Raw genomic sequence first — 13,936 nt, 5'->3', positions numbered from 1 at the left:
ATTGAGAGATACATTTAAAGCTCATTTCAAGACTTGAATATCTCAGAGATTATAGGAATGTGTTGCATAAGATGAAAAAAAATCGTTGGAATGTTTTTGTTACCTGTTGTGTAGCGCCGTTAGTTGTTGTGGGATGTGCTTCAAGTTATTTAGATGCTGGAAAAGTAGATAATAATAAGACAAAAACGGTTACATATCCATTGACAGAGCGTCAATGTCTTATGCGAGCGATGTATTTTGAATCAAATCGCACAAGCCGTGAAGGAATGATTGCCGTTGGAACGGTTGTTATGAATCGTGTTAATTCAACCGCCTATCCTAAGACGATTTGTGGTGTTGTTGGTCAATATAGGCAATTTGCTCCTGGTGTTTTAACGCGTCCTATGACGGAGAAAGCATCTGTTGCTCGTGTAAGAGAGGCGGCTGATGCCGTTTTACGGGGTGAACGAGATAAGAAAGTTAAACACGCTAAGTTTTTTCATACCGCTGGTTTGTCTTTTCCGTATAAAAACATGCATTATGTTCAGGTTGCAGGGGGAAATGCTTTTTATGAAAAACGATCACGTGATGGAGAACTTCAAGTTCCTACAAATAATCGCCCTTATGATGTTGCTTATGCTTTTGCTCAAGAACGTTCTGGTCATGCGCCAAGCTTTATAGATGAAGGCTTAGAGAGTAGGGGAGTAAAGGCAGAGAAAAGTACATCTCCTTTGACAGAAGTAGCACAGTCCAAGACGGCACATCCTGCTCCTTTTGCTATGGTACAGCTTGATAAAGTTCCTATTCCTGCCTATGCACCTCAACATCTAGCTAGGAAAGAGGAAAATAAAACGATTATGGCTTTACCTTCATCTGATCAGTTAAATGCAATTGTTGCAATGTTAGAAAAACGACACAGGAACTAGTAAGTTTTTCATGACCAAAGAAGGATGATATACCCATTGCGGTTTATGAATTAAGTGAATTTTAGCGATAATGATACGCATAAATATACGTAGAGAAAGCGAACTCAAAGGATCTGAAAAACAATTTATAATATGACGACATAAAGAACGCATTCTATTTAAAGAAGGGTATTGGTAATGTACTTTGATATTCATGAGACAATTTCGCCTGAAATGCTTAATCGTCTTGCAGAAATTACAGTGAAAGTGGGGTTGAATTTACAAGAGGGGCAGGATCTTGTTTTAACTGCTCCAGTTTCAGCGTTACCTTTTGTTCGGCGTATTGCATATCATGCTTATAAGGTTGGTGCTGGTGTCATTACACCAATTTTTAGTGATGATATGTTATCGCTTACACGGTTTGAAAATGCCCATACAACTAGTTTTGATTGTGCCCCTTCTTGGCTTTATGAGGGAATGGCAAAGGCTTTTGAAAATGGGGCAGCGCGTTTAGCGATTGTTGGTGATAATCCTTTACTCCTTTCCAATCAGGATTTTGATAAGGTTTCACGTTTAAATAAAGCCACTTCAATAGCTTACCAGCCGGCACTCAAGCAAATATCAAATTTTGCTATGAATTGGTCGATTGTTGCTTATCCAACAGCAGGATGGGCTGAGGCAATGTTTCCTTCTTTACCACTTAATGAGGCGATTAAAAAATTAGCCGATGCAATTTTTTCTGCTTCACGTGTTACAGGAGAAGATCCGGTGCAGGCGTGGACTGTCCATAACGAGAATTTAAAGAAACGATCATCTTGGCTTAATGAGCAGCGTTTTTCTGCCTTACACTTTACAGGGCCAGGGACTGATTTAACTGTTGGTTTGGCAGATGATCATGAATGGCATGGTGGTGCATCCGTTGCTCAAAATGGTGTTATTTGCAATCCGAATATTCCGACAGAAGAAGTTTTCACGACTCCTCATGCTCATAAGGTTGAAGGTTTCGTTCGCTCAACAAAGCCCCTTTCCTATCAAGGAACTCTGGTTGATAATATTGAAGTACGTTTTGAAGCAGGGCGTATTGTTGAGGCTCGTGCATCAACAGGCCAAGAAGTTTTACAGCAGGTTTTGCAAAGTGATGAGGGTGCAAGCCGGTTGGGCGAAGTTGCCCTTGTGCCCCATTCTTCACCAATTTCTAAGAGTGGCCTCCTTTTTTATAATACCTTATTTGATGAAAATGCTGCATGTCATATTGCTTTAGGGCAGTGTTATTCCAAATGCTTTTTAGATGGGGCATCATTGACGTCAGAAGAGATTGCAGCACGTGGTGGGAATAAAAGTGTCATTCATATTGACTGGATGATTGGTTCTGGTGAAATTGACATAGATGGCATTACCCAAGATGGTGTAAGAGTTCCTGTATTTCGTAAGGGTGAATGGGCTTAATTTTGTTACCATAAAACACGGTCATTTGAGGTGGGGTGGGATGTAAGCCTCATTGATACGTTAAGTATTTTAGAGTGTGTGGTATATATTCAAGGCAGGGTTTGGCCATAAAGCCTTTAGTTAAATGACTCACATGAGTAGGAATCCAAGTAAAATCCACTCATCAAGAATTTGTTTAGTAGATGTAGAGGAAGTCTTCGTTCTTTGAGGGGTGGGAAGAAGTCAATTTATCAGAGATACGATTGGAAAGTGTATAATTATTAAAGAAGAGTAATGCCTGAGCTTCCTGAAGTAGAGACAGTTCGTCGTGGACTTGAGTCCGTTGTAACTGATGCAAAGATAGTATCTGTCAAACTTAATCGTAGAGATTTGCGCTTTCCTTTTCCTGAGGCTTTTTCTGAGCGCCTTATTGGCAGAACAATTATAGAACTTGGCCGGCGTGCGAAATATTTATTATTTCATCTTTCTCAGGATGAAACGATTTTAAGCCATTTAGGAATGTCTGGTTCATGGCGTATAGAGAATGATTTTTTAAGAAAAGCTTGTTCAGCGTCAAGTAAATTAGTTAAACATGATCATTTTGTCATGGAGATTCAGACAAAGAATGGTGACGTTTATCGTCTTATTTATAATGATGTGCGTCGCTTTGGGTTTATGCTTTTAGTCGATACGGATAAGCTTTATGAACATCCACTTTTAAATAAGCTAGGTCTTGAACCTATGAGTAATTCGTTTTCTGGTCGTTATTTACAAAAGGCTTTTGTTAATAAAAAAATGTCTCTCAAGGGTGTTTTACTTGATCAGTCTATTGTTGCAGGTCTTGGGAATATTTATGTTTGCGAAGCACTTTGGCGGAGTCGTTTGTCTCCACAACGTGGTGCATTTACATTGGCATCAAAAACGGCACGTGCACGTGAATTTGCAGATTCTTTAGCACAAAATATATGCAATGTGATTTCTGAAGCCATTTTGTCTGGTGGCTCTTCTTTACGTGATTATATGCATATAGATGGTTCGCTTGGTTATTTTCAGCATACTTTTTCAGTTTATGGACGAGAAGGCAAGCAATGTTTGGAATGTGGAGCGCCTATTATGCGCATTTTACAGGCTGGACGTTCAAGTTTTTACTGCTCACAATGTCAAAAATGAATAAGGTGTCTTGCAAAATCTTACAAGAGGCTTAAAGTCATCGCATCTATAATATAATTACACAAGGCTTGAAAGGTTTTTTTTATGCTGAATAAAGTACTAACACATCTTGATGGAAATATAGAGAAGAGCCTTGAACGCCTTTTTTCTCTTTTACGTTTTCAATCGATTTCTACAGACTCGGCTTACAAGGATGCATGTCGTAAAGCAGCTGATTGGTTAGTAGAGGATTTAAAAAGCATCGGTTTTGAGGCTTCACGCCGTGATACGCCGGGGCATCCAATGGTTGTTGGGCATCATCCAGGACCTTCAGATGATTGTTTGCATGTGTTGTTTTACGGACATTATGATGTTCAACCTGTTGATCCATTGAGTTTATGGGAGGATGATCCATTTACACCTTCTTTAAAAGAGAGAGATGGAGAGAAAGTTATTTGTGCTCGTGGAGCTTCAGATGACAAAGGTCAGTTGATGACTTTTATTGAAGCATGTCGTGCATTTAAGAAAGAAACAGGGCAGCTTCCTATTAAAGTTACTGTTTTATTTGAGGGAGAAGAAGAATGTGCTTCTCCTTCCCTTATTCCTTTTTTAAAAGCAAATACAGATGAACTTAAGGCAGATTATGCATTAGTTTGTGACACGTCAATGTGGGATGCGGATACACCATCTATTGCTCTTTCTCTTCGGGGAATTATGGCAGAAGAGATTATTATCACAGCAGCGAATCGTGATTTGCATTCTGGTTATTTTGGAGGAGTAGCAGCTAACCCCATTCGTATTTTAACGAAAATCTTAGCAGGACTTCACGATGAAAATAATAGGGCAACACTTCCTGGTTTTTATGATGGCGTAGAAGAAACACCTCCACAGATTTTACAATCATGGAATGCACTTAATTGTACTGCTGAAAATTTTCTTGGTCCTATAGGACTTTCCGTTCCAGCTGGTGAAAAAGGGCGGAGCATTTTAGAGCTTGTATGGGCACGTCCTACCATGGAAATTAATGGTATTAGTGGCGGCTATGAAGGGGAAGGGATGAAAACAGTTATTGCTTCTCAAGCGAGTGCAAAAGTATCGTGTCGTTTGGTGCATAAGCAAGATCCAGAGAAAATACGCCAAGCGTTGCGTGATTATGTACGTAGCTCAATTCCTGCTGATTGTAAGGTTGAATTTAAGAATCACGGTTCTTCTCCGGCACTTCAGATTTCTGATGATTCATCTTTTATCAAGGAGGCGAAGGATGCCTTATCACAAGAGTGGGAAGTGCCTGCTGTCTTGACAGCCATGGGGGGCTCGATCCCAATTGTAGCAGATTTTCGGTCAATTCTTGGTATGGAAACTCTTTTGGTTGGTTTTGGACTGGCTGATGACCGTATTCATTCTCCTAATGAAAAGTATAATTTAAAATCGTTTCATAAGGGGCAGCGGTCTTGGGCGCGTATTCTTGCTGCTTTAGCAAGTAGGAGGGTAAATGGCTGAGATTCGCGTTCATCAAGGTGATTTACCAAACTTAGATAATTATCAAACTGATGCTGTTGCGATTGATACTGAAACTTTAGGATTACAACCCCATCGTGATCGTTTATGCGTTGTTCAGCTTTCTTCTGGAGATGGTACTGCTGATATTATACAGATTGCTAAAGGACAAAAGAATGCACCTAATTTGGTCAAGCTTCTTGAAGATAAAGCAGTCGTAAAAATATTCCATTTTGGGCGTTTTGATCTTGCTATTTTAGCACATACATTTGGTGTTATGCCAGAGGCTATTTTTTGTACAAAGATTGCTTCGAAACTCACGCGCACTTATACGGATCGTCATGGCTTGAAAGAAATTTGTAATGAATTGCTGAATGTGAATATTTCTAAACAGCAACAATCTTCGGATTGGGCGGCAGAAACGTTATCACAGGCACAAATTGAATATGCTGCGTCGGATGTGTTATATTTGCATCGTTTAAAGGTTATATTTGAAGAACGTTTAAGACGTGAAGAGCGAGAAAATGTTGCCAAGGCATGCTTTCAATTTTTGCCTATGAGAGCTAGGCTTGATCTTTTAGGATGGGCGGAAGTTGATATTTTTGCGCATGGCTAACTTTAAAATTGGCTTTTAAATGGAGTTAATTATTGATGTGAGAGGACAAAATGCTTGTACATTATGGGCATTTTATCCTCTCATCTTTTCTGATAAGAATTATAATAAATTCTTAAGTGCTATTTCATTTGAAGTTTAGGCAATAAAGGTACTTTTGCGAATTCATATTTTTTATTTTTGTAACAGCTTTTATTTGAAACAAAGCAATTTTGAGGAGAGGCTGGAAACATACGGTAGGTTGGAAGACTTAAATCTCTGAAACCGGTATACAGCCTAATTGGGGGAGAATATGAATGTGTAAATGTAAAAAACCAATCTCATCTTTACCATCATTTTTAATTCTGCTTTACGACTTTCAAAAGTATTTAAAGCAATGTCTGTTAAATAATAGAGATTACGCATTGCCTCATGCTTTTTTAATGGATTTACGTTCTTCATGTAAAACAGAACGCCCTAAACGGAATATATTTGTGTTGCTAATTCATGTACTTTTTGTAAAGAAACCGACACCCAAGTTCATTTTACGGCGGTGCTCATAAAAGATATAACGATAAAGCCTCCAATACCAATATAAAATCTATTGAACACTACCATCTTACGCTTATAGAGTTAACAAGCCGCTACTATCACACATTTTGCCAACACCCAATTTTGCGACAACCCTTGGCACTGGAGACGTTTCATAAAAGGCATTTTTAGTCCTTTATTGTACAGTTTCACTCCACATAGGCTTCCCCACTTGTAATGTACAAACAAATGGTTTTGGTTGATTCAACATGAGGAAGATTTGGAATGAAAGGGTTTTATGGTATTCGGAGTTCTAATTTAATATGGATAACGCTATATTATCATTATAAATCAATATATTATATGATTAATATATAAAGATAACCACGATTATACTGAACAATGCAAAGAACGACACCTAGAAAGTGACCTAGAAACAAGTTAGCAAGGAATATGCTTTTACCAAGTTAAAATGTTAACTTTTGCGTTTAAATGACTTTATAAGATAAAACTCCTTTTTTCAAGAGTCTTATCCATATATCAACCTCATTTATGACATGTAAGCGAATAATTTTGCTTAATGTATAATGAGCGAATTTAAAATAAGATAATCTTATGATACTGAGAGCGCTCATTCAATAGGGGGGATTTATAAATCAATATGTTGATATGACATTTGTGTAGTTTATTCTCCCCAGACGATATTTTGTGCTTTTATGCATTGCCAAACAAGTGATTTCTATGTTTGTAAAGTGGGGCAATTTGCATTTATTTTAAAATTAAAATGCTTCAAAGCCTTGTTTTTTGAGGATTCTCACTTTTTATCTATAAACATGCTATTTTTTCTGGAAATTTGCAATGAAGACACTAGATAAAATCCATTATGGATATTTATACGAGGTTAAATTTATGAACATAAAATATTTTATTACGGCTTTTGCTACGTTTGCTTCAATCTCTGTAGCTCAGGGTGCTTCTTTCTTGTCTTCTCAAAAGTTAATAGAGGGTATACCTTCTCTTGTTCCTCCTAGAGATCTTTTTTCTAGTGAACAGTTGAGCAAGATCTTCTCTGAAGTTGTTCAAATGGAACTTTCTTGCACGCATAACAACCAATGCATAACAGCAGCTGAGTTAGTACCTGTATCATATTCTGGTAAAAAAAGATTTCAAAAGCCTAAAAAAGGATTAAGGAAAGGAAGACGACCAGATTTATTTAGACGAAGTCCAATGAGTTATTAAAAAGTAAGAAAACAACATCAAGAGGTCTAACGTATGATCGGGAATTGAAGAGAGGAGATATTTTTTATCATTTGAAAAGTGGAGGAGCAGTTGTTCGCAAAGGGTATTATAATTGTGTAAGGAGGGGGTGAAGAGTACTATTTGGAAAAGATATGGGGAGGTGGATTTCGGTGCAAGAATACTCTGTATAATGGCAATCGCTCGTTACAAAATTCATGGGTTTGGATAAATATAACCTCCCGATTTTGGGTTACGCTGTTATACTGTAAATACTGTCATTTAAGCGTGACTATACAGCGCATATAAAACTCCTTGATAAGTGTTTTTAGAGTAGGGCTTGTCCAGAGAGCCTTTAGTTAAGTGAATCACATAAGTAAGGAGTTAAGAAAAATCCTCTTGACAAGAAACTAAGCTGTTTGCAGAGAGGATCTGAGAGGATACTTCATCAAAATCGAGTGAAGCAACAAAAATGTTAAACTTTTGATCTTTGATGGTATGCTTCGACTACAGTTTATAAAATATTCATTTGTCTATGATTCAAAATATCAGATATTTTTTCTGCCAAATTCATGATTTTTAAAGCAAGGTGTGGTGTGAAAACTTTAAGAAAGATTTCTCGTTTTTTCAGCTTTAAGGAGATTTCTATATAAGTTTTAATGTTTATCATACCGGTTGTCTGTCTTTAGGCATTTTTTTCAATTTAGTCTTGTAAAGGAGTATGAAATGATATCCTACAAATAAGGCTGAAGCTCTGAAAAGATTTACTATAAGGTTGAGAGAAGAAAAAAATGGTAAGTATGTCAAAAAGGCATAAATGCCTAAATTAAAAACAAAGAGCAAGTGTAATGAAATTGCATGTAATCTTGTTGCAGTCCATGGGGTAGTGGAGATCTTGTTTTATGCGGTATAAGCATTCTTTACAATGAAGAAAAAACAATCAAAGAGCTATTCACACACTTGCTCGTTTGTGAGGTGCAGGGGGATGGTTTTGGTTTCTTTAATATAAAAAGGCTTAAGATAAGAACATCTTCAATATTGCAGACGAATTAATATAAAAAATATTTTTTCATTATAAATCAATATATTGTATTTTCATTCCAATAGCACACGCTTTACACGGAGGGTATTGTGACGCAGTTTTTTTACAAAATTTATAAAGGAGAGCAAATGTGAGAAAAAGAGATCATTTGTGCATGGGCATAGTTTTATTCTCATTTATTACAGATCAAGCAATTAAGGGTACTTTGATTGGCTTTTTGTTTTTTTTATAAGTGTATCATTTTTGCTACAGATATCTGAAGATGGGGCTCTATATGAAATGGTGTGTTCAAATAAATATTCAGCTATGGAGAGAAAATATGAATATGAAATGGTTAATAACAGCTTCTGCTTTCGCTTTTGTTTCAGCTTCAGCAGCACAAGCAGCAGATGTTATTGTTCCCCCAAGTCCAACACCTGTTGCTCCCGTTATTGTTGCTCCAACTTTTTCTTGGACAGGTTTTTATGTTGGGGGCCAGATTGGTGGTTTTTCGGGTAAAACGAAAATGGATATTCTCAGTAATGGAAAAAAGATTCCAGTGCCTGATGACCTTTTGCCTAAACTATCTGGTTTCATGGGTGGTCTTTATGCAGGTTCCAACGTTGATCTTGGTAATGGCCTTATTCTAGGTGTTGATACAGATATCATGTGGTCTAATAAAGATGATACGAAGACAGGAAACACATATGTTATTGCTCCAAATCACATAAATTATATTAAGAAGATATTAACAGAATCTGGAATTAATATTGGTAAAGATGCGCTTGAACCTGGTGCTAAACGAACCCACAGTTTCACTTTTAAAGAAAAGTGGGCTGGTGCGACACGTGTACGTATTGGTTTTGCAGCTGAACGCATTATGCCTTATGTTGCTGGTGGTATCGCTTATACCCAGCTTCAAGATACTGCATTGATTTCAATAACAGGCAAAGATTCAGACAAAGTAATAGCTTCTGGTACCTTGTCTGATGAAACAAAGACCCTTGTTGGTTACACTCTGGGTGCTGGTGTTGATTTAGCAATGACCAATAACGTTATTGTCCGTGCGGAATATCGTTACTCTGATTTTGGTAAAAAGAAATTCTCAAATGATAAATATGAGACATCTTACAAAACCAATGATTTCCGAGTTGGTGTTGCTTACAAATTTTAACAGATGATAAGTTAAATAACAGAGGCGCCGTCTTTAACAGCGCCTCTGTTATTTTCTGTTGCTATATTATCACACAATACATAATTTATTGTGGATATGAAAAGATATTATTCAGGTTTTCTTAAAAAAATCATAGACAATAAACAAGAATTACATTTAAAAATCAATAAGTTATATATATATATATCTTTAGGTTTTTCGTACAAAATCAAGCTATGAAGCGATTTTGTCTGGGATGTGCCCTCCATTTTCTGTGACTGTATCATTTTTACTACAGCTTTTCTTTCTGTAATCTTGTAGCACTGTGCTCATAAATAAATTAGGAGCAAAGTTTATGAATATAAAATCTTTAGTAACAACTTCTGTTATCGCTATAGCGGCAGCTTCTGCAGCACAAGCTGCTGATGTTATCATCCCTCGTGAAACAGCCCCAGCAGTTATCTCAGCCCCTTCATTTTCTTGGACAGGCTTTTATATCGGTGGTCAAGTTGGTAACTTTTCAGGTAAAGTTGATGTAGTTGATTCAGAAACAAAAAAGAAAATTACAGATAAAGACTGGACACCTAAGCCTTCCGGTTTTATGGGTGGTATTTATGTAGGTTCTAACGTAGATCTTGGTAATGGCCTCATTCTAGGTGTTGAAACCGATGCAGTCTGGGCTGACCGCGAAGATTCAAAAGCGCATTCAGCAGTCATTGGGGAAGCAGGCCTTGACAGTTTCAAAGATGAGCTTACAGAAGCTAAAGCTACACCTGCTACAGGAAAAACTATTGCTGGTATCGTGGCGACTGACAAACGTATAGATAGCACCTCTATAAAAGAAAAATGGTCTGGTGCAACACGCGTTCGTGTTGGTTTTGCAGCCGTTGATCGCATTATGCCTTATGTTGCTGGTGGTATTGCTTATACGCAGCTGCAAGTGGTTGATTCTCTTAAGGCAGCGACAGCTGATGGTGCCGAAATTGCTTCTGCTAAAGTGTTTGATGAAACGAAAACAATGGTTGGTTTCACTGTAGGTGGTGGTATTGATTTTGCAATGACAGACAATGTTCTATTGCGTGCAGAATATCGTTACTCAGACTATGGTAAAAAAGCATTTGTAAAGGACGGGGATAAATTAGCATACAAAACCAATGATTTCCGTGTAGGTGTTGCTTACAAATTCTAATTTCGTCAACAACGAAATAAACTTCCAAGAGGCTCTGTCAAAGACAGGGCCTCTATTCTTTTCTGTTGTTATATTATCACATACCCTATATTTATTAGGGGAGTAAAAAATATTATTTAGATTTTCTTAAAAAGATTTTTATAAATGACAGATAACAATTATGCCATAAAATCAATAATTTACACATACTTGTAACTTACAATTTCTTATGAAAATTCTTATGAAACGTGAAGTTATGAAATGACTTTATCTTGCGTCAGCTTTCGTTTCCTATGATTGTATCATTTTACTACAGCGTTTTTTTTGTAGTCGTATAATACTGTGCTCGTAAATAAATGAGGAGCAAAGTTTACGAATATAAAATCTTTAGTAACAACTTTTGTTATCGCTATGACTACAGCTTCTGCGGCACAAGCTGCTGATATTGTCATTCCTCGTAAAACAGCTCCAACAGTTATCACAGCTCTTTCGTGTTCTTAGACAGGTTTTTATCTTGGTAGTTAAGTTGGCAACTTTTCAAGTCAAAGTTTATGTATTTGATTTTGAGACAAAAGAAAAAACTTTAGATAAAGATGCACTACCTATGCCTTCCGGTTTCATCGGTGGTATTTATTTAGGTTCCAACGTAGATCTTGGAAATGTTCTCATTCTAGGTGTTGAAACCGATGCAGTCTGGGCAGACCGAGGAGAGACGAAGACGGTCTCAAAGATTCTTGTGATTGATGATTTTAATGATAAATTTAAAGATGCTGGTGTCACATTGGATGAAAATGAAAAGTTTCAAAAGGGTGACACAGCAGTGTATCGCATTGGTTTCAAAGAAAATGGTCTGGTGCAACACGGGTTCGTGTTGGTTTTTCTGTCGCTGACAGCATTATGCCTTATGTGGCTGGTGGTATTGCTTATGCGCAAATACAAGGTGTTGGTAAAGTTTCAGGAACAAAAAAGTTGGGAAAATGGGTAAGCCAAGTAAAGAGTTTCTGCTACAGTATTTGATAAAACAAAAACGATGGAGGGTTTTATCCTTGGTGGTGGTATAGATTTCGCGATGACAGATCATATTCTGCTTCGTGCGGAATACTGTTACTTAGACTTTGCTAAGAAGGAATTTAAAAAGGATTATCTTAAACTAGTCTACAAAAGCAATGACTTTCGTGTAAGTATCGCTTACAAGTTCTAATTTCATCAAAAGTGCAATTATGAATAAAAAGTATTAATAAAAAATTAAATTTCCAAAAGATATTGACTTTTAAAAAACCGCTGTTTTCTGGGGTTTTATTTGTATGATTGTGATATTTTTACTACAGCTTTTCTATCTGTAATCTTGTAAGGTCGTTTGATAGTTAATTTAGGAGCAAAATTATGAATACAAAATCTTTAATAGCAACTTCTATTGCCGCTTTAATTTCAGCTTCTGCAGCACAAGCTGCTGATATTATCATCCCTCGTGAAACAGCCCCAGCAGTTATCGCAGCAGCCCCTTCATTTTCTTGGACAGGCTTTTATCTTGGTGGTCAAGTTGGTAACTTTTCGAGTAAAACTAAAGTAACTATTCCAGGAGAAGATAAAGAACTTTTCAAAAAAGATAATACACCTAGTCCTTCTGGTTTCATGGGTGGGATTTATGCCGGATCTAACGTAGACCTTGGAAATGGTCTCATTCTCGGTGTTGAAACTGATGCAGTTTGGGCGGACCGTGAAGAATCAAAAACAGCCCGTGAATTGACTCTTACTGAAAAAAATGCAGCAGATTTTAATGCTGCCCTTGAAAAAGCTAAGGTTGAATTAAAAGGTCAGCAACAGTTTGAAAAAGGCGACAAGGTAACGGAAAAGCACAGTTACAAAGAAAAATGGTCTGGTGCTACACGCGTTCGTATCGGTTTTGCTGCTGTTGACCGTATTATGCCTTATATTGCTGGTGGTATTGCCTATGCGCAGGTACAGGGCATTCAGTCAGTTGCAGGAAAAGGAGAGAGAGCTAAGGTTGAGCAGAATGCTGATGTGGTGGAAAACCCACCAGTTAAGCAAAATGTAGATTTGACTGGTGGTACTTGGGCTGATGACACGAAGACAATGGTTGGTTTCACTATTGGTGGCGGTGTTGACTTTGCAATGACAGACAACGTTCTTTTACGTGCAGAATACCGTTACTCCGATTTTGGTAAAAAGAAATTCGCAAACGATACACGTGAATTCAACTACAAAACCAATGACTTCCGTGTAGGTGTCGCTTACAAATTCTAATTTCGAAAAAATGAAATTATCAGCACAAAAAATACTAAGGCCTCGTTTAACGGGGCCTTTATTTTATTAGCTCTCTATTTTATCTCTCTTAATCCCTTAATTTTTATTGGTATCATTTTGTATTATAAGGCTTAAAAAAAGTTTTATATTATAAAAGGCGAATTAGTAGTATGCATCGATTTTATAACTACTTATTACATAAAATCTTATATTACGGCTATCATTTTACGCTTAAGTGAAAAGTATTTAATTAATCTCAGAAATAGGACAAGATCATAATCAGTGATGAACTTTAGTTTACTTTTATATGCCAGATTAGAGCGAGCGTATTGCGTATATCTGTTGGAGTAAGTTCTGAAACGGGAATACAGCCTCATTGGAGAAGAATATAAAGTTACAAAAAGAAAAACTAGTTTCCAACTTTATCATCTTCTTTTAATTTAGCTTTACGGTTTTCAAAAGCATTTAGAGTAATGTCTTTTAAATAATGAAAATGAAGATGATGCATTGTCTTACATTTTTGTTTATTGCATTTTTTAATGGGACATACTCCTCATGCAAAACAGAACGCCCTAAACGGAATACACTTGTTGTTGTGTATTCACACATTTGTTTAAAAAAATATTTTTCAAAGTACATCAAGCCCACTTCTCTCTGGACAAGATTTGAATATTCTAGGCTCTGATGTTCAAGCAACGGATAATCTTTCCTTACAAGCTGAGAGGAATGTTTCTATTGATGCCACACGCAACAGTGCCAATAGCCATCGCGGGGATCAAACATCTCATGTTGCTTTACACAATGGCTCTCATCTAAGTTCTGGAAAAGAGACCACTGTTCTCTCTGGAAAAGATATCCATATTGCTGCTTCCGATATAGATGCCAAGGGCAATGTTGCTCTTGGCGCCCAAGGGGAGGTAACAATAGGGGTAAGAAACGATGAGATGGAGTATCATCTTCGCACCAAAAACACGAAAGTGGATATGCAAGCCTCTCATGCCGTTGGCTCTTCGAT

Annotated in this window: 11 protein-coding genes and 1 pseudogene; all 12 read left to right on the top strand. The window is 37.1% G+C overall.

The genetic code is table 11. The annotated features are described in order from the left end of the window. The first annotated feature begins 71 nt into the window (after positions 1 to 71). Positions 72 to 905 carry a cell wall hydrolase gene (locus ACFIK1_RS01375; protein WP_375634006.1) on the top strand — a complete coding sequence of 278 codons (834 nt, stop codon included), beginning with the start codon at positions 72 to 74 and terminating at the stop codon, positions 903 to 905. Positions 906 to 1,082: 177 nt separating this feature from the next. Next, the gene (locus ACFIK1_RS01370) at positions 1,083 to 2,330 is read left to right on the top strand and encodes an aminopeptidase (RefSeq protein ID WP_375634007.1); all 1,248 of its coding nucleotides are present in this window, start codon (positions 1,083 to 1,085) and stop codon (positions 2,328 to 2,330) included. 273 nt (positions 2,331 to 2,603) lie between these two features. Then, complete coding sequence (mutM, locus tag ACFIK1_RS01365) at positions 2,604 to 3,479, top strand: bifunctional DNA-formamidopyrimidine glycosylase/DNA-(apurinic or apyrimidinic site) lyase (RefSeq protein ID WP_375618020.1); 876 nt, start codon at positions 2,604 to 2,606, stop codon at positions 3,477 to 3,479. A gap of 84 nt (positions 3,480 to 3,563) precedes the next feature. Beyond that, entirely contained in the window at positions 3,564 to 4,958 is a 1,395-nt protein-coding gene (locus ACFIK1_RS01360) for a M20/M25/M40 family metallo-hydrolase (RefSeq protein ID WP_375611787.1), read from the top strand. After that, the gene (locus tag ACFIK1_RS01355) at positions 4,951 to 5,571 is read left to right on the top strand and encodes a ribonuclease D (RefSeq protein WP_375661905.1); all 621 of its coding nucleotides are present in this window, start codon (positions 4,951 to 4,953) and stop codon (positions 5,569 to 5,571) included. Before ACFIK1_RS01360 ends, ACFIK1_RS01355 begins: the two co-directional genes overlap by 8 nt. 1,365 nt (positions 5,572 to 6,936) lie before the next feature. Further along, entirely contained in the window at positions 6,937 to 7,317 is a 381-nt protein-coding gene (locus tag ACFIK1_RS01350; RefSeq protein ID WP_375634013.1) for a hypothetical protein, read from the top strand. Between the two features lie 1,358 nt (positions 7,318 to 8,675). After that, positions 8,676 to 9,509: an outer membrane protein gene (locus tag ACFIK1_RS01345; RefSeq protein WP_375618016.1), complete on the top strand. Its 834-nt coding sequence runs from the start codon at positions 8,676 to 8,678 to the stop codon at positions 9,507 to 9,509. A 334-nt stretch (positions 9,510 to 9,843) separates the two neighbouring features. After that, the gene (locus tag ACFIK1_RS01340) at positions 9,844 to 10,677 is read left to right on the top strand and encodes a porin (RefSeq protein WP_375661904.1); all 834 of its coding nucleotides are present in this window, start codon (positions 9,844 to 9,846) and stop codon (positions 10,675 to 10,677) included. Positions 10,678 to 11,170: 493 nt separating this feature from the next. Further along, positions 11,171 to 11,641, top strand: coding sequence for a porin (locus ACFIK1_RS01335; protein WP_375634016.1), 471 nt, complete (start codon positions 11,171 to 11,173; stop codon positions 11,639 to 11,641). A 45-nt stretch (positions 11,642 to 11,686) separates the two neighbouring features. Further along, the gene (locus tag ACFIK1_RS01330) at positions 11,687 to 11,857 is read left to right on the top strand and encodes an outer membrane protein (protein WP_375634570.1); all 171 of its coding nucleotides are present in this window, start codon (positions 11,687 to 11,689) and stop codon (positions 11,855 to 11,857) included. Positions 11,858 to 12,039: 182 nt separating this feature from the next. Continuing rightward, positions 12,040 to 12,921, top strand: coding sequence for an outer membrane protein (locus ACFIK1_RS01325; protein WP_375634569.1), 882 nt, complete (start codon positions 12,040 to 12,042; stop codon positions 12,919 to 12,921). Positions 12,922 to 13,559: 638 nt separating this feature from the next. Next, positions 13,560 to 13,936 (top strand): annotated as a pseudogene (locus ACFIK1_RS01320) (hemagglutinin repeat-containing protein); the annotation flags it as partial.

Source organism: Bartonella sp. OC16QHHD (genome assembly GCF_042194035.1).
GTDB lineage: Bacteria > Pseudomonadota > Alphaproteobacteria > Rhizobiales > Rhizobiaceae > Bartonella.
This window is presented reverse-complemented; position numbering and strand designations above follow the sequence as displayed.

Coding starts and splice junctions, on each gene's coding strand:
- ACFIK1_RS01340 (WP_375661904.1), top strand. CDS start 9,844: ATGAATATAAAATCTTTAGTAACAACTTCTGTTATCGCTATAGCGGCA.
- mutM (WP_375618020.1), top strand. CDS start 2,604: ATGCCTGAGCTTCCTGAAGTAGAGACAGTTCGTCGTGGACTTGAGTCC.
- ACFIK1_RS01345 (WP_375618016.1), top strand. CDS start 8,676: ATGAATATGAAATGGTTAATAACAGCTTCTGCTTTCGCTTTTGTTTCA.
- ACFIK1_RS01355 (WP_375661905.1), top strand. CDS start 4,951: ATGGCTGAGATTCGCGTTCATCAAGGTGATTTACCAAACTTAGATAAT.
- ACFIK1_RS01370 (WP_375634007.1), top strand. CDS start 1,083: ATGTACTTTGATATTCATGAGACAATTTCGCCTGAAATGCTTAATCGT.
- ACFIK1_RS01375 (WP_375634006.1), top strand. CDS start 72: ATGAAAAAAAATCGTTGGAATGTTTTTGTTACCTGTTGTGTAGCGCCG.
- ACFIK1_RS01330 (WP_375634570.1), top strand. CDS start 11,687: ATGGAGGGTTTTATCCTTGGTGGTGGTATAGATTTCGCGATGACAGAT.
- ACFIK1_RS01360 (WP_375611787.1), top strand. CDS start 3,564: ATGCTGAATAAAGTACTAACACATCTTGATGGAAATATAGAGAAGAGC.
- ACFIK1_RS01325 (WP_375634569.1), top strand. CDS start 12,040: ATGAATACAAAATCTTTAATAGCAACTTCTATTGCCGCTTTAATTTCA.
- ACFIK1_RS01350 (WP_375634013.1), top strand. CDS start 6,937: ATGAAGACACTAGATAAAATCCATTATGGATATTTATACGAGGTTAAA.